The organism is Burkholderia perseverans (assembly GCF_022870505.1).
GTDB lineage: Bacteria > Pseudomonadota > Gammaproteobacteria > Burkholderiales > Burkholderiaceae > Burkholderia > Burkholderia plantarii.
Genome location: NZ_CP045093.1, coordinates 2,031,584 through 2,051,837, shown reverse-complemented (window position 1 = coordinate 2,051,837; position 20,254 = coordinate 2,031,584). Strand labels below are relative to the sequence as shown.

The 20,254-nt window shown below is 71.1% G+C and carries 3 protein-coding genes; 1 reads left to right on the top strand and 2 read right to left on the bottom strand.

Going from position 1 to position 20,254, the window contains the following annotated elements; translation table 11 throughout:
• Positions 1 to 159 precede the first annotated feature (159 nt).
• A complete protein-coding gene (locus tag BpN12_RS08375) occupies positions 160 to 1,350 on the bottom strand; it encodes a porin (protein ID WP_246791974.1) in 1,191 nt (396 codons plus the stop codon).
• Positions 1,351 to 2,538: 1,188 nt separating this feature from the next.
• Positions 2,539 to 2,814 carry a hypothetical protein gene (locus BpN12_RS08370; protein WP_246791973.1) on the bottom strand — a complete coding sequence of 92 codons (276 nt, stop codon included), beginning with the start codon at positions 2,812 to 2,814 and terminating at the stop codon, positions 2,539 to 2,541.
• Between the two features lie 457 nt (positions 2,815 to 3,271).
• On the opposite strand from BpN12_RS08370, the gene BpN12_RS08365 reads away from it, so the two are divergent.
• Positions 3,272 to 20,173 (top strand): non-ribosomal peptide synthetase, encoded by a 16,902-nt coding sequence (locus BpN12_RS08365; protein WP_246791972.1) that lies wholly within the window; start codon positions 3,272 to 3,274, stop codon positions 20,171 to 20,173.
• Positions 20,174 to 20,254 lie beyond the last annotated feature (81 nt).

Here is a 20,254-nt window from a genome sequence, read left to right as displayed (position 1 = left end):
GGGAAAACGAGGGTGGGGAAGAGGGTGGATCCGCGGTGTGCGTGGCTTTTTATTTTTAGTAGGAAAACTAAGCAATGGACGAAGCAGGTGAGGGTCGACTCGCCTGCCTGAAACCCGGCGGCGCCCACGCGCGCCGCCGGTCCCCCTTCGCTTCAAACCTCAGAACTTGTGCCGAATCCCCACGCGCACGACGAACTGCTTGCCGTTCGACGAAATCGCGGTGGTGTCGGTGATGGCGGCCACGGCCGGGCCGCCCGTCGAGTCCTGGCCGAGCGCGCGCTGGTAGAGCGCCATCGTGTACACGTCGGTGCGCTTGGACAGCGAGTAGTCGAGCGTCAGTTCGTATTGCAGGTACTTCGCGCGATCGACCGGTGTGCCGTTCGCCTGGGTGAGCGCGTTACGGGTCACGTAGTCGGCCGCCGCGAGCGTGCGCAGCGTGGGCGAGAACTGGAACTGGAAGTTGACCTGCACGTCGTTGAAGGTCGCGGTGCTGCCGTGCGAGTAACCGGCAGCCGGGCCCTTGGCGCCGGTCGGCATCGCGTTGCTGCCGAGGTTCATGAACTTGGCGTTGGTGTAGGTGGCGCCGAGCGTGGCCGGGCCGAACGCGTAGGAGCCGCCCACGTCGATCAGCTGGAACGTGTTCGCGCTCATGAAGCCGGAGTAGATCGGCGTCATCAGCGTCTCGGGCAGGCTCGACGCGGCGGTGCTGAACATGCCGGTGCCCGGGTTGCGCGCGTTCAGGTAGGCGGCGCCGAACGCGACCGGGCCGTGATTGTAGGCCGCGCCGAGCGACCAGATCTCGTTGTTGGTGACGTTGCCGGGCGTGCCGCCGAGGCTGTACAGGCCACCGAACCGGAAGCCGCCCATGGTCGGGCTCGCGTACTTGATCGAGTTGTTCGCGTGGTAATCGATGTTGGAGTTGTCGAGGTCGCCCGGGTGCGCGCCGTACACGCCGCCGCCGAGCTGGCCGGCCGCGAGCGGGGCCGCGTAGTCGAACACCGAATCGTACTGGCGGCCGAACGTGACCGTGCCGTAGGGCGAGGCGAGGCCGACCCACGCCTGACGGCCGAACATCAGGCCGTTCTGGCTTAGCGCGCCGGTGTTGCTGTTGAAGCCGTTCTCGAGCATGAACACCGCCTTCAGGCCGCCGCCGAGGTTCTCGGTGCCGGTGAGGCCGAAGCGGTTGCCCTGCATCACGCTGCCGGCGGTCTGGTAGACGCGGCCGCCCTTGTTGTTGCTGACCATGTCGATCCCTTCATCGATGATGCCGAACAGGGTGACACTGTTTTGCGCGTGGGCGGTGCCGGCCAGTGTGCCGAGCGCGACGCACGCGATGATTGTTTTTTTCATGGGTGGGTAGTTGTCGTTGATGTGTCTCGGAACCCCGATCGGAGCATCGTCGGGCTTTTGTTCTTGTCTCCGCTGTCGGCGCGAAGCCAGGCCGCAGCCACGTATTAACCATCGAGTTAAACCAGCTGCCGCCGCCGTCGATATCGGATCGCTGGTCTCCCCTGACTCGATGGCGGCATCGAAGCTCCGTCTGGAAACGACCGATACGACGTGAAACGTTCGTACTACGTGTCAAGCACTTCGTAATGCAGATTTTGTCCCTGATGACGCAACAATTTCGAACCATGCCATCAGTCGATATTCAATTGAATCAGGGTAAATTCGAAGCGAGATGTCCTATCGCGCAGCGCAATAGCTCTGCTATGCTCTGCGCCGAGGCGTGAGTCGCGCCGTCATTTTCGCGCCACGCAAAGCTTTCCCATTTTGTGACGCACGGCCCGGGCCGCGCCCGACAGCGCCGTGGCGCATTTTGAATGCTGCGGCGCGGCCAGGCCGACTGCGCGCATAGTGGGAAACCGGCGCCAATGCGATGCGGCGAGCGCGGCCGGTGGTAGGACGGCGTAACGGATCGGCCTGTTGGCGGAATGCGACGGTGGCCTGCTCCGGATTATCGACGCCGGCCACGCGCGATTGCAACCCGCCTGGCATTGTCATCGATATTCCGATCCGCCAATCGGCCGGCTCGTGAACGGCCGGCGATTTATTGTCAGGTATTCGCATTAATTTATGCGCCGTGAAAATCGATATCGATTGATGCGGCCACGCATGCCGTCATTCACGCGACGGCGGCCCGCGATGATGCCGGATTACCGGTTACCAGGTCCGGGATAAATAAAACAGGCATACGGGTCGCCGGCACGATTCCAGCAGCGTCGTCACATCGGCGATCGAATGGGCGGGCGGATCGGCCGCGTCCGGCTCGTCGATCTCGATGAGCCATGCTTGACGGATCGCATGACCCGTCGCTCGCGTCCTCGCCCGCTCCGGCCGGGCCCGCTTCGGCTTCGTCCCATGCCGGTGCCGGTGCCGGTGCCGGCGACGCGTCGCCGGTTGACTGCGGCGGGCGCGCCGCGAGATCGCCGGTTCTCATTCGATTTGCCTTGCCAATGCTATAAACGGCCGCCGAAACCGGCCCGGATAAATCGACGGATATCGCGATGTCGCGAATGGCCGGCATCGAGAAAAAATTCAGGAATGGCGCTGATTCGATGAATCACCTCGAATGCGCGCAATCTCGGAGGCGATCATCATGCAAGGCGTCGGTGCGACCGCCGGAAAATCGGAAAACAGAGTAAATGGCGTGATTGCATGCAATCGCGGCGGGAATGCTTCTGGCTCGGCGCGGCCCGTCGCGTGAATTTCCTGAGGTGTCCGGGTTTGCATGCATGTCGCCTGTCCAACATCGATCGGCGGCCAGCGGCGCATGCATCGAACCGGCCCCATTGCATCGCCGACGAAACGCATTGCCTACGCACCGCCGCGGACCCGCGCCTGTCGCGCAGCGTTCGCCCGAATCACGTCGAATGGCGTCGGGTTTGCGCGAAACCGCCTTGCGGCAGGCGCTTTGCGCCTGCGCGTTGTCACGACCCCAAACGCGTCGCACGAACCGATTCGTCCCGCTTGCGTCGCCGGCTTCATTCGTTTCGGCGCTGCCAGATTCGCGGCGCTCAGGACATGCTCATACGCGAGGCCGTACTCTCTGGCGTGTTCGATGAATGGCGGGAATCCGTCCCGGCGGTCCATCGGCTTCGATTTCGATGGAGGCCGAGCGATGCCCACTATGTGAATCCGGTGCGAATCACCGGCCGTCACATGGATGCCTGCCATTCGAGCCGTGCCGAATGACGGCGTATTTCGCCAAGCATGGAATTGCGAATTGAGAGAGCGCAATTCCGTTTAACCCATTTCCTGGTCGAATTTCATGAATAAGAATGTGCCGAACAAGACTTACTACCGATTGACGAGTTCGCAACGGGAAATCTGGTTCGATCAGGAAGTGCAGGGCGACGCGCCGGTCTACAACATCGGCGGCTACGTGAAGATCGCCGGCAAGGTGGATCCGGCGCGCATGGAGCACGCGATCAACCTGCTGATCGACAAGCACGATGCGCTGCGCATCGTGCTGTCGCCGGTGCAGGACGAGGACGGCGTGCCGATGCAGGAGATCGAGCGCGAGATGCCGTTCACGCTGCCGTGTACCGATCTCTCGGCACTCGCCGATCCCGACGCGGCGGCGCGCGGGCGCGTGGACCGGCAGTTGGAAACGCCGTTCGTCCTGCAAGGCGGCCGGCTGTTCCGCTTCGAGCTGCTGAAGCTCGGCGAGGCGAATTTCCAGCTGGTGCTGGTCCATCACCATCTGATCATCGACGGCTGGGCCATCGGCCTGATGCTCGATTCGCTCGGCGCGATCTATGGCGAACTGGAAGCAGGGCAGGCGCCGGCGCTGTCGGCGCCGTCCTATGTGAAGTTCATCGAGCAGGATCGTCAATATCGTGAGTCGCCGAAGTTCGACCAGCATCGCGCCTACTGGCTCGACAAGTTCAGCGACGTGCCGGAGCCGCTGTTCGCGCCGCGTTTCCAGGCGGCGGCGCGCGGCGGCGTGGTGCCGAGCCGCAATCATCGCTTCAGCCTGCCGCGCGCCTACTACGAGCGCCTCGTGGCGCTGGCGCAGGCCTGCGAGGCGACCTCGTTCCACGTGATCCTCGCGGTGCTCTACGTCTATTTCGCCAGGACCGCCGGGCGCGAGGACCTGACCGTCGGCCTGCCGATCCTGAACCGCGCCAACGCCGAGCTGAAGGCCACGCTCGGCATGTTCGCCGGCGTCAGCGCGGTGCGCCTGCGCTTCGGCCACGCGCTGTCGTTCCGCGAGCTGCTGGCGGCGCTGGGCTCGCTGCTAAAGCAGGACTACCGCTACCAGCGCTTCCCGGTCAGCGAACTCAACCGCGAGCTGGGATTGTGGCGCGTGCAACGCTCGCAGGTGTTCGATATCTCGCTGTCCTACGAGCGCAACGACCACGACCTGCGGTTCGGCGAAGCGGTGGCCAGCGCCGTCAAGAGTTCGAACAACCATGAGCAGACGCCGCTGGCCGTCTATCTGCGCGAGAACCGCTTCGACGATCAGGTCTGGGTGCATTTCATCTACAACGAGGCCTATTTCGAACAGGACGAGATCGAGGCGCTGGAGCAGCGCTTCCGGCATCTGCTCGACCAGGTGCTGGCCGAGGTGGCCACGCCGGTCAACCGGCTCGCCGTCGTCACACCCGAGGAGCGCGCGCGGATCGCGAGCTGGGGCGCGGCTGATGCCGGCCTGCCGCGCGACGCGGCGGCGGACTCGACCATTCATGCGCGCTTCGAGGCGCAGGTCGAGCGCGCGCCCGATGCGATCGCGGTGGTGCATGAGGCCGAACGGCTGACCTACGGCGAACTGAACGCGCGCGCGAACCGGCTCGCGCATCACCTGATCGCGCGCGGCGTGCGGCCCGACGATCGCGTGGCGATCTGCGTCGAGCGCGGGCTGGCGCTGGTGGTCGGCGTGCTGGGCGTGCTGAAGGCGGGCGCCGGCTACGTGCCGATGGACCCGGCCTATCCGGCCGCGCGGCTGAGCCACATGCTCGGCGACAGCGCGCCGGTGGCGGTGCTGGTGCAGGCATCGAGCCGCGCCGCGCTGGGCGCGCATGCGTTCGCGACGATCGACCTCGACGATGCGGCGCTCTCGACCATGTCGGCTGACAATCCGCGGCTGCCCGAGCTGGGATCGCACCATCTGGCCTACGTGATCTACACGTCGGGTTCCACCGGCCAGCCGAAGGGCGTGGCGATGCCGCATCGCGCGCTCGTGAACCTGCTGCACTGGCAGGCCACGGGCGGGCGGCAGCAGGGCCATCGCGGCGGACGCACGCTGCAGTTCGCGGCGCTCGGCTTCGACGTGGCGTTCCAGGAGACCTTCAGCACGCTCTGCGAGGGCGCCACGCTGGAGTTGATCCCGGAGGCGCTGCGCTTCGATTTCGAGCAGTTGTTCGCGCACATCGTGGCGCGGCGCATCGAGCGGCTCTACCTGCCCTACGTCGCGCTGCAGAGCCTGGCGGAGACGGTAATCGGGCGCGGGCTCGACCTGTCGGGCTGCGTGCTGCACGAGGTGATCACGGCCGGCGAGCAACTGCGCATCACCGACGAGATCCGCCAGCTGTTCCGCCGCCTTGGCGCGCGCCTGCACAACCATTACGGCCCGTCGGAAACGCACGTCACGATCGCGTTCGCGCTGCCCGAGGACGTCGAGGCGTGGGCCACGCTGCCGCCGATCGGCCGGCCGATCGCCAACACGCAGGTCTATCTGCTGGACGCGCACGGGCAGCCGGTGCCGCACGGCGTGGCCGCGGAGATCCACATCGGCGGCGCGCAGGTGGCGCGCGGCTACCTGAACCGCAACGGGCTGACGGCCGAGCGCTTCGTGCGCGATCCGTTCGGCGACGATCCGCACGCCTGCCTCTATCGCACCGGCGACCTCGGGCGCTGGCGCGAGGACGGCAGTCTCGACTATCTGGGCCGCAACGATCATCAGGTCAAGGTGCGTGGCTTCCGCGTCGAGCTGGGCGAGATCGAGGCCCGGCTCGAGGCGCTCGACGGCGTGAAGGACGCCGTGGTGGTGGCGCGCGGCGACGCGGCCGGCGGCCGGCGGCTGGTGGCCTATTACACGGGCGCCGCGCAGCCGCCCGAGGCGTTGCATGCCGCGCTGCTGGCGGTGCTGCCGGACTACATGGTGCCGGGGCTCTACGTGCCGCTGGCGGCGCTGCCGCTGACGCCGAACGGCAAGCTCGACCGCCGCGCGCTGCCGGAGCCGGGCGCCGATGCCGTGGTGAGCCGTGCCTACGAGGCGCCGCAAAGCGAAGCCGAACACACGCTGGCGCGGATCTGGCAGGAACTGCTGGGCGTGGCGCGCGTGGGCCGAAGCGATCACTTCTTCGAGCTGGGCGGGCATTCGCTGCTGGCGGTGAAGCTGATCGAGCGGATGCGTCAGGCGGGCTTGAGCGCGGACGTGCGGGTGCTGTTCGGTCAGCCGACGCTGTCGGCGCTGGCATCGGCCGCGGTGGCGGAGACCCGGAGCGCTGAGGTGGTGGTGCCGGCGAACCGGATTCCTTCGTCATGCGAACGGATTACACCGGAGCTGCTGCCACTGGTGTCGCTGACGCAAGTCCAGATCGACCGCATCGCGGCCAGCGTGCCGGGCGGGATGCGCAACGTGCAGGACATCTATCCGCTGGCGCCGTTGCAGGAAGGGATCCTGTACCACCATCTGTCGGCGGCGCAGGGCGACCCGTATGTGTTGCAGGCGCTGTTCAGCCTGCCCGATCGCGAGCGCGTGGCGGCGTTCGTTGCCGCGTTGCAGCGCGTGATCAATCGTCACGACATCCTGCGCACGGGCGTGATGTGGGAGGGGCTGGACGAGCCGGTTCAAGTGGTATGGCGCGAAGCGACACTGCCGGTCGAGGCAATCGAACTGGACGCGTCGCAGGGCGACGTCGCCACTCAACTGCGCGCGCAATTCGACCCGCGCCATTACCGTCTCGACGTGCGGCAGGCGCCGCTGCTGCGGGTGGCCTACGCCCATGACGCGGCCCACGATCGCTGGGTGCTGGCGCTGCTGTTCCACCACATGGCGCTTGATCACACGGCGCTCGAAGTCATGCAGCAGGAAATGCTCGCCTGTCTGGACGGCGACGCCAGCCGCCTGCAGGCAGCGCAGCCGTATCGCAACTACGTGGCGCAGACGCGCTTCGGCACGAGCCGCGAGCAGCACGAAGCGTTCTTCCGCGAGATGCTGCATGACGTGGACGAGCCGACGCTGCCGTTCGGGCTGGTGGACGTGCTGGGCGACGGCCGCGGCATCGAGGAAGCACGGCTCGACGTGGATCTCGCGCTGGCCAGGCGCCTGCGCGCGCAGGCGCGGCAGCTTGGCGTGAGCGCGGCGAGCCTCTACCACCTGGCGTGGGCGCAGGTGCTGGGCAAGGTGTCGGGGCGCGAGGACGTGGTGTTCGGCACGGTGCTGCTGGGGCGAATGCAGGGCGGCGCGGGCGCGGACCGGGCGCTGGGCATGTTCATCAACACGCTGCCGCTGCGCGTGGCGGTGGGCGAGCAAGGCGTGCGGGCCGGCGTGAAGGCCACGCACGAGCGCCTGAGCGCGCTGCTGGCGCACGAGCACGCCTCGCTGGTACTGGCGCAGCGTTGCAGCGGCGTGGCGGCACCGGCGCCGCTGTTCAGCGCGCTGCTGAACTACCGTTACGGCACGGCCGGCGTCGAGGCGGCGACGCAGACGATCGCCGACGGCATCGAGGTACTCGGCGGCGAGGAGCGCACCAACTATCCGCTGATGATGTCCGTCGACGATCTCGGCGACGGCTTCATGCTCACCGCTCAGGTGGCCGAAGGCATCGGCGCGCGACGCATCTGCGCCTATCTTCAGACGGCGCTGGCCGGGCTGGTCGACGCGCTGGCGCGGCAGCCGGAACGGCCGCTGCGCACGATCGCGATCCTGCCGCCGGAGGAGCGCACGCATCTGCTGCGCACGCTGAACGCGACCCGGGCCGACTACCCGCGCGAGCAGACGATTCACGGCCTGTTCGAGGCACAGGCGGCCCGCACGCCGCACGCGCCGGCGGTGGTCCATGACGGCCGGCAATTGACCTATGCCGAACTGAACGCACACGCGAACCGGCTCGCGCATCGCCTGATCGCGCACGGCGTGCGGCCCGACGATCGCGTGGCGATCTGCGCCGAACGCGGCATCGCGATGGTGGTGGGGCTGCTGGCGATCCTGAAGTCGGGCGCCGCCTACGTGCCGCTGGACCCCGCTTATCCGGCGCAGCGCCTGCACTACATGCTGGCGGACAGCGCGCCGGTGGCGGTGCTCGCGCAGGCGGCCACGCGTGCGGTGCTCGGCGCCGCGCCGCGCGTGCCGCTGATCGAGCTACCCGATGCGCTATCGGCGAACGAGGCCCCCACCAGCAACCCGGTTGTCCCCGGCCTCAACGCACAGCATCTGGCCTACGTCATCTACACGTCCGGCTCCACCGGCCAGCCGAAGGGCGTGATGATCGAGCACCGCAACACGGTGAACTTCCTGTGCTGGGCGCATCGCGCGTTCGAGGCGCAGGAGCAGGCCCGCACGCTGTTCTCGACCTCGCTGAACTTCGATCTGGCCGTCTACGAATGCTTCGCGCCGCTCACGCGCGGCGCCTGCATCGAGGTGGTGCCCAACGTGCTCGCGCTGCGCGAGCGCGCCAGCGACGCGGGCCTCGTCAACACGGTGCCGTCGGCGCTGGCCGCGCTGCTCGACAGCGGCGCGCTGGGCGCGGCGGTGCGCACCGTCAACGTGGCCGGCGAGGCGCTGCGGCGCGAGCTGGTGGAGACGCTGTTCGCGCGCACCGGCGTGCAGCGGCTCTGCAACCTGTACGGGCCGTCGGAGACCACCACCTACTCGACCTGGGTGTCGATGCCGCGCGAGCAGGGCTTTGCCGCCCACATCGGCCGCCCGGTGTCGAACACGCAGGTCTATCTGCTCGATGCGCACGGCGAGCCGGTGCCGCCCGGCGTGGCGGGCGAGATCCACATCGGTGGCGACGGCGTGGCGCGCGGCTACCTGAACCGCGCCGAGCTGACGGCCGAGCGCTTCGTGACGGACCCGTTCAGCGACGATCCGCGCGCGCGCCTGTACCGCACCGGCGACCTCGGCCGCTGGCGCGCCGACGGCAACCTCGAATACCTCGGCCGCAACGACCATCAGGTGAAGATCCGCGGCTTCCGGATCGAGCCGGGCGAGATCGAGGCGCGGCTCGCGGCGCTGCCCGGCGTGAAGGCGGCGGCGGTGCTGGCGCGCGAGGACGCGCCGGGCGAGAAGCGGCTGGTGGCCTATTGCGCGGGCGAGGTGCGTGACGCGGAGGCGCTGCGCGCGGCGTTGCGCGAGACGCTGCCCGACCACATGGTGCCGGGCGCGTTCGTGTTCCTCGACGCGCTGCCGCTCACGCCGAACGGCAAGCTCGATCGCCATGCGCTGCCGGTGCCGGACACCGACGCTTCGGCTGGTCACGCCTACGAGGCGCCCGCGAACGACACCGAGCAGGCGCTCGCGCGGATCTGGCAGGCGCTGATCGGTGTCGAACGCGTGGGGCGCCACGATCATTTCTTCGAGCTGGGCGGGCATTCGCTGCTCGCGATCCGGTTGATCTCGCAGGTGCGCGAGCAACTGGGCGTGGAGCTGCCGCTGGCCGAGCTGTTCACGCATCCGTCGCTGAGCGCGCTGGCCGGTGTGCTCGCGCGTGCCTCGCGCAGCAGCCTGCCGCCCGTCGCGCCGCTGTCGCGCGAGCCGGGCGTGGCGCTGCCGCTGTCGTTCGCGCAGCAGCGGCTGTGGTTCCTGGCGCAGATGGCGGGCGGCAGCGAGGCGTATCACATCGTCGGCGGCCTGCGTTTGCATGGGGCGCTCGACGAAGCGGCGCTGCGGCGCGCGCTTGACGCCATCGTCGCGCGCCACGAGGCGCTGCGCACCACGTTCGTGGCCGAGGCGGGGCAGGCACGGCCGCGCATCGCCGCCGCCGGCACGGGGTTCGCGCTGCGCACGCCGGACCTGTCGGCGCTGCCGTCCGCATGCGAGCGCGAGACGGCGCTCGCGCGGCTCGCCGACGACGAGGCGCGCGCGCCGTTCGACCTCGCCGCCGGGCCGCTCGTGCGCGGCCAGCTGGTGCGGCTCGGCGCGGATCGGCATGCGCTGCTCGTGACGATGCACCATATCGTCTCCGATGGCTGGTCGATGGGCGTCTTCACGCGCGAGCTGGCGGCGTTGTACCGCGGCTATCGCGATGCCGGCCCGGCATCGACATCGGCATTGCCCGCGCTGCCGCCGCTGCCCGTGCAATATGCCGACTACGCGGCCTGGCAGCGGCGGCTGGTGGACGACGCCATGCTGCAGCGGCAGGGTGCCTGGTGGCGCGACGCGCTGCTCGGCGCGCCGGCGCTGCTGAGCTTGCCGACCGATCGACCGCGGCCCGCGGTGCAGGATTACGCCGGCGCGGCGGTACCGGTCGTGCTCGATCAAACGCTGACGGCCGGCCTGAAGGCGCTGGCGCAGCGCCACGGCGCGACGCCGTTCATGGTGCTGCTGGCGGGCTGGGCCACCGTGCTCGGCCGTCTGGCCGGGCAGGACGAGGTGGTGATCGGCGCGCCCGTGGCCAACCGCCGGCGCGCCGAGGTGCAGGAGCTGATCGGCCTGTTCGTCAATACGCTCGCGCTGCGCGTGGACTTGTCCGGCGGCGTCTCGGCCGACGCGTTGCTGCAACGGGTCAAGTCGCGCGTGCTCGACGCGCAGGCGCATCAGGACCTGCCGTTCGAGCAGGTGATCGAGGCGCTGCGCCCGGCCCGCAGCCTCGCATACAGCCCCGTGTTCCAGGCGCTGCTGGCGTGGCGCAACGTCGATACGAGCGGGCTGGCGCTGGAGGGGCTCGCGCTCGAACCGCTCACCGCCACGCATCGCAGCGCGAAGTTCGACGTGTCGCTCGCGCTCGACGAACGCGACGGCCGCATCGAGGGCGAACTCGAATACGCGAGCGCGCTGTTCGAGCGCGCCACCATCGAGCGCTATGCCGGCTACCTCGTCAGCGTGCTGCGCGCGATGGTGGCCGAGCCGGCGCAACCGGTGCTGCGCGCGCCGATGCTCGGCACGCCCGAGCGCGAACTGCTGCTCGAGGGCTGGAACCGCACGCGTGCGCCGTACCCGGCGCAGCAGCGCGTGCATCGGCTGTTCGAGGCGCAGGCACGCCAGACGCCCGACGCCGTCGCCGTGATCGACGGCGAAACGACGTGTACCTATGCCGAACTCGACGCCCGGGCCGGCCGGCTCGCGCAGCGCCTCGTCGCGGCCGGCCTGCGGCCGGGCGCGCGCGTGGTCACCGTGCTCGAGCGCGGCGCCGCGCTGGTGGCCGCGCAGCTGGCGATCCTGAAGGCCGGCGCCGCCTACGTACCGATCGATCCGCAGGCGCCGGCCGTGCGTCAGGCCTGGGTGATGCGCGATTGCGGCGCGCCGCTCGCGCTGGTGGCGCGCGCGAGCGCGGGCCTGCCCGACGAGATCGCCGCGCACGCGCTGTGCGTCGATGAGGACGACACCAACGTCACCGCCGCCACTGGCGGCATCGATCTTCCCGACGACGGCGATGCCATCGCCTACGTGATGTACACCTCGGGCTCGACCGGCACGCCGAAGGGCGTGCTGGTGCCGCATCGCGGCATCAACCGGCTGATCCTCAACAACGGCTACGCGAGCTTCGGCGCCGGCGACCGCGTGGCCTGGGTCGGCAATCCGGCCTTCGACATCAGCACGCTGGAGGTCTGGGCGCCGCTGCTGCACGGCGGCTGCCTGGTGGTGGTCCCGCATGCCAGCGTGCTGGCGCCGCAGCAGCTGCGCGCGCTGCTGCTGGCGCGACGCATCACGGTGCTGCACCTGACCTCGGGCCTGTTCAGCCAGATCGCCGGGCCGCTCGGCGACGTGCTGGGCGGCCTGCGCCTGCTGCTGGTGGGCGGCGACGCGGTCGATCCCGCGGTGGTCGCGCGCGTGCTGGCGCACCATGCGCCGCGCCATCTGCTGCACTGCTACGGGCCGACCGAGAACACCACGTTCTCGACCACCTGCGAGATCACGGCGGCCGACGCGCAGCTGCCGCGCCTGCCGATCGGCCGGCCGATCGCGAACACGCGCGTCTACCTGCTCGACGCGCATGGCCAGCCGGTGCCGCTCGGCGCGGCCGGCGAGCTTCACGTGGGCGGCGACGGCGTGGCGCTCGGCTACCTCGATCGTCCGGACCTGAGCGCCGAGCGCTTCCTGGCCGATCCGTTCGACGCCACGCCCGGCGCCCGCCTGTACCGCACCGGCGACCTCGCGCGCTACCTGCCCGACGGCCGGCTGGAATTCCTCGGCCGTAACGACCAGCAGGTGAAGATTCGCGGCTTCCGCGTGGAGCCGGGCGAGATCGAGGCGAAGCTCGCGCAATACCCGGGCGTGCGGGACGCGGCCGTGATCGCGCGACAGGATGCGCCCGGGCCGGCCGGCGAGAAACGGCTGGTGGCCTACGTGGTGCCGCGCGACGGCGCCGAGCTGCCGGCCGCCGCGCTGCGCGAGCATCTGGCCGCGGCGCTGGCCGACTACATGGTGCCGGGCGCGTTCGTCACGCTCGCCGCGCTGCCGCTCACGCCGAACGGCAAGCTCGACCGCCGGGCGCTGCCGGCGCCCGATGCCGGGGCCTACGCGAGCCGCCCCTACGAGGCGCCGCTCGGCGACACCGAGGCGACGCTGGCGCGCTTGTGGGCCGAGGTGCTGGGCGTGGAGCGGGTGGGGCGCCACGATCATTTCTTCGAGCTGGGCGGCCATTCGCTGCTCGCGCTCGGCCTGATCGCGCGGATGCGCGAGGCGGGGCTCGACGCCGACGTGCGCGTGCTGTTCGGCCAGCCGACACTGGCGGCGCTGGCCGCCGCGCTCGATGCCGCGCCTGGTGCCGCGCTTGGGGCTGGTGCCCCGGTGGCCGTGCCCGAGAACCGCATCGCGGCCGATTGCACGCGGCTCACGCCCGAGCTGCTGCCGCTCGCCCCACGCCTCACGCAGGCCGGGATCGACCGCATCGTGGCGAGCGTGCCGGGCGGCCTCGCCAACCTGCAGGACATCTATCCGCTCGCGCCGCTGCAGGAGGGCATCCTCTATCACCATCTGGCGGCCGGCGAGCACGACCCCTACGTGCTGCGGGCGCTGTTCGCCGTGGATAGCCGCGCGCGCGCCGACGCGTTCGCCGCCGCGCTGCAGGGCGTGATCGAGCGTCACGACATCCTGCGTACCGCGATCGTCTGGGCCGATCTCGACGAGCCGATGCAGGTGGTCTGGCGCCGCGCGCCGATGCCGGTCGAGACGGTCGATCCCGATCCGGCCGGCGGCGACGTGGCCGAACAATTGCGCGCGCGCCATGCGTGGCTGGATCTGGCGCAGGCGCCGCTGATGCGGTTGGTGCTCGCGCACGACGCCGCGCACGGGCGCTGGGTGGCGATGCTGGCGTTCCATCACATGGTGCTGGACCACGCCGCGCTCGAGATCGTCGAGCATGAGATCCAGGCGCATTTCGACGGCCGTGCCGATCGCCTGCCGGCACCGGTGCCGTATCGCAACCACGTCGCGCAGGCCACGCTCGGCGTGAGCCGCGAGGCACACGAGGCGTTCTTCCGCGAGATGCTGCACGAGGTCCACGAACCGACGCTGCCGTTCGGGCTGGTGGACGTGAACCAGCAGGGCGCGGCGATCGAGGAGGCGCGGCTCGAACTCGACGCCGCACTGGCGCGCCGGCTGCGCGCGCAGGCGCGGCGGCTCGGCGTGAGCGCGGCGAGCCTGCACCATCTCGCCTGGGCGCAGGTGCTTGGCCGCGCCGCCGACCGCGAGGACGTGGTGTTCGGCACCGTGCTGCTGGGCCGGCTGCAGGGCGGCGCCGGCGCCGAGCGCGCGCTCGGCATGTTCATCAACACGCTGCCGCTGCGCGTGGCGGTGGGTGATCAACCGGCGCGCGACGCCGTGCAGGCCACCCACGCGCGGCTCACGGCGCTGCTCGGCCACGAGCACGCGCCGCTGGCGCTGGCGCAGCGCTGCAGCGGCGTGGCCGCGCCGGCGCCGCTGTTCAGCGCGCTGCTGAACTATCGGCACAGCGCGCCGGTGCCGGCCGAGGGCGCCGCGCTGTGGGACGGCATCACCGCGCTGGACAGCCGCGAGCGCACCAACTATCCGCTGAGCCTGTCGGTCGACGATCTCGGCGAGGGCTTTTCGCTGAGCGCGCAAACCGTCGCCTCGGTGGGCGCGGCGCGGCTCTGCGAGCTGATGCGATGCGCGCTGGAGAGCCTTGCGCAGGCGCTAGACGCGGCGCCCGACACGCCGGTGCGCGACCTTGAAGTGCTGTCGCCGGCCGCCCGACGGCAGCTGCTGGTCGACTTCAACGACACCGGGGCCGCGTTCGAATCCGGCGCCACCGCTCACGCGCTGTTCGAGGCGCAGGCGCGCCGCGCGCCGGACGCGCTCGCGCTCGTGCAGGGCGAACGCAGCCTGTCCTATGACGAACTGAACCAGCAGGCCAACCGGCTCGCCCATCATCTGCGCGAGCTGGGCGTGCGGCCCGCCGACCGCGTGGCGATCTGCGTCGAGCGCGGCGTCGAGATGATCGTCGGCGTGCTGGCGGTGTGGAAGGCCGGCGCGGCCTACGTGCCGCTCGATCCGGCCTATCCGCGCGAACGGCTCGCCTACATGCTGGAGGACAGCGCGCCGGCCGCGGTGCTGGTGCAGGCCGCCACCGCCGGGCGGCTGGAGGCGGGCGAGGCGCGCCGCATCCGGCTCGACCAGCCCGAGGCGTGGCGCGAGGCGAGCCCGCACGATCCGCTGCCGGCTGAAGCCGCAGCGGCAGAACCGGCCAGCCCGGACGCGTCGCCGCTTGCCTACGTGATCTACACGTCCGGCTCGACGGGGCAGCCGAAGGGCGTGATGGTCGCGCATCGCGGGCTCGCCAACCTGGCCGCGATGCAGGCACGCCACTTCGCGGTGGATGCCGGCAGCCGCGTGCTGCAGTTCGCGTCGATCAGCTTCGATGCCTGCGTGTTCGAGATCGTGATGGCGCTGTGCCAGGGCGCCGCGCTGGTCGTGCCGCCCGCCGGCGTGGTGCTGGCCGGCGGCGCACTGCGCGAGGCCATCGCGCAAGGCGGCGTGACGCATGCCACGCTGCCGCCGGCGGTGCTCGCGGCGCTGCCCGACGAGGTGACGTTCCCGAGCGTGCGCACGCTGGTGGTGGCGGGCGAGGCGCTTGGCGAGCGGCTGGTGCAGCGCTGGGCCGGCGGGCGGCTGTTCGTGAACGCCTACGGCCCGACCGAGGCCACCATCTGGGCGACCTGGCAGATCTGCCGGCCCGACCAGGCGGGCGCGCCGCCGATCGGCCGGCCGATCGACAACTTCGCGATCTACCTGCTCGACACGCGGGGCCGCCCGGTGCCGCTCGGCGCGACGGGCGAGATCCACATCGGCGGCGTGGGCGTGGCGCGCGGCTACCTGAACCGCGCCGCGCTCACCGCGCAACGTTTCCGCGACGATCCGTTCCGCCCCGGCGGGCGCATCTACGCGTCGGGCGACCTCGGCCGCTGGCGCGCCGACGGCACGCTCGACTATCTCGGCCGCAACGATTTCCAGGTGAAGATCCGCGGCTTCCGCGTCGAGCTGGAGGAAATCGGCGCGCAACTGGTGCGGGCCGGCGCCGACGACGCGGCGGTGGTCGCGCGCGATGACGGGCGTGGAGAGACGCGCCTCGTCGCCTACTGCACCGGCGCGCCGATCGATGCGGAGCCGCTGCGCGAGCGCCTGCAGGCGAGCCTGCCCGCGCACATGGTGCCGGCCGCGTTCGTCTGGCTCGACGCGCTGCCGCTCACGCACAACGGCAAGCTCGATCGCCGCGCGCTGCCGCGGCCCGACGCGCAGGCCTATGCGAGCCGCGCCTATGCCGCGCCGCAGGGCGCGACCGAGGCCGCGCTGGCCACGCTGTGGCAGGCGCTGCTCGACGTCGAGCGCGTCGGCCGCCACGATCATTTCTTCGAACTCGGCGGCCATTCGCTGCTGGCGGTGCGGCTGATCTCGCAGGTGCGGCAGCGCCTGGGCGTGGAGCTGGCGCTGGGTGAGCTGTTCGCGCATCCGGTGCTGGCGGAGCTGGCCGAGGCGGTGGCGCGCGCCACGCGCAGCAGCCTGCCCGCGATCGAGCCGGCCGATCGCACTGGCGCGCTGCCGCTGTCGTTCGCGCAGCAGCGGCTCTGGTTCCTCGCGCAGGTGGAGGGCGCGAGCGCGGCGTATCACATCCCCGGCGCGCTGCGGCTGCGTGGCCAGCTCGACGCCGACGCGCTGCGCCGCGCGCTCGACGGCATCGTGGCGCGCCACGAAGTGCTGCGCACGCGCTTCGAACGCGAGGGGGGGCAGGCCGTGCAACGGATCGACGAGGCCGGGAGCGGCTTCGCGCTGAGCCTGCACGATTTATCCAATCTCTCGGCCGGGGCGCTCGACGCCGCGCTCGCCGAGCGGATCGAAGCGGAGGCGCTCGCGCCGTTCGATCTCGAACGCGGGCCGCTGATTCGCGGGCAGCTGGTGCGGCTCGGCCCCGACGATCACGCGCTGCTGCTGACGATGCACCACATCGCCGCCGACGGCTGGTCGATGGGCGTGCTCACGCGCGAGCTGGCCGCGCTCTACGAGGCCGGCCGGCGCGGCGCGCCGGCGCCGCTGCCGCCGCTGCCGGTGCAGTACGCCGACTACGCGGCCTGGCAGCGGCGCCTGCTGGACGGCGACGCGCTGCGCGAGCAGGCGGCGTACTGGCGCGACGCGCTGTCGAACGCGCCGGCGCTGCTGAGCCTGCCGACCGACCGGCCGCGCCCCGCGCGCCAGGATTTCGCCGGCGCGGCGGTGCCGGTGCGGCTCGACGCCGGGCTCAGCGCGGCGCTCAAGGCACTGAGCCTGCGCCACGGCGCGACGCTCTACATGACGCTGCTGGCGGGCTGGGCCGTGGTGCTGGCGCGCCTGTCGGGGCAGGACGAGGTCGTGATCGGCTCGCCCGCCGCCAACCGCATGCGCGCCGAGACCGAGGACCTGATCGGCTTCTTCGTCAACACGCTGGCGCTGCCGGTCGATCTGTCGGGCGAGCCGGGCGTGGCGGCGCTGCTGCGCCGCGTGCGGGCGCGCACGCTGGAGGCGCAGGCGCGCCAGGACCTGCCGTTCGAGCAGGTGGTCGAACTCGTGAAGCCGGTGCGCAGCCTCTCGCACAGCCCGCTGTTCCAGGTCATGTTCGCGTGGCAGAACGTCGAGATGCCCGCGCTCGCGCTGCCGGGGCTCACGCTCGAACCGCTGGCGCCGGTGCGCGCCAGCGCGAAGTTCGACCTGACGCTGGAGCTGGGCGAGGCCGACGGCGAGATCGTCGGCGCGCTCGAATACGCCACGGCGCTGTTCGATCGTGCGACGGTGGAGCGCCACGTCGGCTACCTCGAACGCGTGCTGCGCGAGATGACGGCGCGCGAGCAGGACCCGGCCGCCGCCCTGCCGATGCTCGGCGATGCCGAGCGGCGGCGCCTGCTGGTCACGTACAACCGCACCGAGGCGGCCTATCCGTTCGTGCCGACCGTGGCCGCGCTGGTGGAGGCGCAGGTGCGGCGCACGCCCGACGCGCCGGCGGTGGCGCAGCGCTCGCCCGACGACGGCGCCGAGTGCGTGCTCAGCTACGCGCAGCTCGACGAACAGGCCAACGCGCTCGCGCATCACCTGATCGCGCGCGGCGTGCGGCCCGGCGATCGCGTGGCGATCTGCGTCCATCGTTGCCCGGAGATGGTGGTGGGGCTGCTGGCGATCCTCAAGGCCGGCGCCGGCTACGTGCCGCTCGATCCGTCCTATCCGCCCGAGCGGCTCGCCTACATGCTGGCCGACAGCGCGCCGGCCGCGCTGCTGATGCAGCACGCCACCGCGCCGCTGCTCGAGCCCGGCGCGGTGCCGGCCGTCCTGCTCGACGCCGCCGACGGCTGGCCGCGCGCGCCGCGCCACCGCCCGGAGGTGGCGGGCCACGGCCCGGCGCAGCTGGCCTACCTGATCTACACGTCGGGCTCCACCGGCCAGCCCAAGGGCGTGGCGATGGCGCACGGGCCGCTCGTCAACCTGCTGCAATGGCAGGCCGGCGCGGTCGCGGCCGGACGCACGCTGCAGTTCGCGGCGCTCGGCTTCGACGTGGCGTTCCAGGAGATCTTCGGCACGCTGGCCGCCGGCGCCACGCTGGAGCTGATCGACGCCGACCTGCGGCTCGATTTCGCGCGGCTGTGGGCGCATATCCGCGCGCGCGGCGTGGCGCGGCTGTATCTGCCGTACATCGCGCTGCAGGCGCTGGCCGAGGCCGCCACCACCGACGGCGCCGAGCATGCGCCGGCGCTGCGCGAGGTGATCACGGCCGGCGAGCAGCTGCGCATCACGCCGCAACTGACCGCGTTCTTCACGCGCCATCCCGGCTGCCGGCTGCACAACCATTACGGCCCGACCGAATCGCACGTCTGCGTCGCGCACACGCTGCCCGACGATCCGGTTACGTGGCCGGCGCTGCCGCCGATCGGGCGGCCGGTCGGCAACGCGCGCATCTATCTGCTCGACGCGCATGGCGGGCCGGTGCCCGAGGGCGTGGCGGGTGAGATCCACATCGGCGGGGCGCAGGTGGCGCTCGGCTATCGCAATCGCGACGAGCTGAGCCGGGCGCGCTTCGTGCCCGATCCGTTCGACGGCGCGCCGGATGCGCGGATGTACCGGACCGGCGACCTCGGCCGCTGGCGCGCCGACGGCACGCTCGACTACCTCGGCCGCAACGACGATCAGGTGAAGATCCGCGGCTTTCGCGTCGAGCCGGGCGAGATCGCGGCGCGGCTCGCGCGCTGCGCCGGCGTGCGCGAGGCGGCGGTGGTCGCGCTCGAGGCTGGCACCGTGCCCGGCGACCGGCGCCTGGTGGCCTACTGGAGCGAGAGCGGGAGCGGCCAGGCGCGCGGCGCGGAGGATTTGCGCGCCGAGCTGCAGGCGAGCCTGCCCGAGCACATGGTGCCGTCCGCCTACGTGCGGCTGGCGGCGCTGCCGCTCACGCCGAACGGCAAGCTCGACCACCGCGCGCTGCCGGCGCCCGACGCGAGCGCCTACGCGAGCCGCGCCTACGAGGCGCCGCAGGGCGAGACCGAGCAGGCGCTGGCCGCGCTGTGGGCCGAGGTGCTGAAGCTCGAGACGATCGGCCGCCACGACAGCTTCTTCGCGCTCGGCGGCCATTCGCTGCTGGCGATGACGCTGCTCGACCGGATCGAGAAGGCGTTCGCGGTGCGGCTGTCGATCAGCACGCTGTTCGCGTATCCGGAGCTGTCGCGGCAGGCCCGGCAGATCGATTTTCCGCTCGCGGTGGCCTCGCCGGTGGCGATGACGCTGCCGCTCAAGGTGCGCGACGAGGGCGGCCCGCTGCTGTTCTGCGTCCATCCGGCGAGCGGGCTGAGCTGGTCCTACGTGGGCCTCGGGCGCTACCCGCAGGGGCGTTTCCAGGTGTACGGGCTGCAGGCCGCCGGCATCGAGCCGGGCACGCGGCCGGCGGAATCGGTGGAGGCGATGAGCCGCGAATACATCGACGCGATGCGCCGCGTGCAGCCGCAGGGGCCGTACCGCGTGCTGGGCTGGTCGATGGGCGGGCTGGTGGCGTTCGAGATCGCGTGCCAGCTGCAGGCGATGGGCGAGCGCGTCGATTTCCTCGGCATGCTCGACAGCTACATCCTCTACACCACCGAGGAGGTGCCCGTCGACGACCAGTACACGCTCGCCAACGTGCTGCGCACGGCCGGCCACCCGATGGAGACGGTCGAGGCGGGGCATCAGTGGACCGTGCAGGAGGTGGCCGATATCGTGCGCCGCGACGGCCAGGTGTTCGCCGATCTGACCGAGGCGCATATCCATGGCCTGGTGGCCGTGCGGCGCAACAACCTGCGGATCTCGCAGCGCTATCTGCCCGACAGCGTGTTCGAGGGCACCCTGACGCATTTCACGGCCACCGAGGAAGCCGTGCGGATGGAATCGCCGCTGACGCACTGGCGCGCCCACGTGGACGGCGAGATCCGCTCGACGCCGATCGCCTGCTCGCACGACGACATCGGCACGCCGCGCTATCTGGCGGAGGTGGCGGTGTGGCTCGACGCGATGCTGGCGGCGGCGTCGGCAGGGGGGGAGGCGGGGGCGCCGGACGCGCCGTGAGGCGCCAGGGCGCGGCTGGCAGGGCGCGGCGGGCGAGTGGGCCCGCCCGCGGCATCGTGCCCGCTGGCCGATACTCCCGCC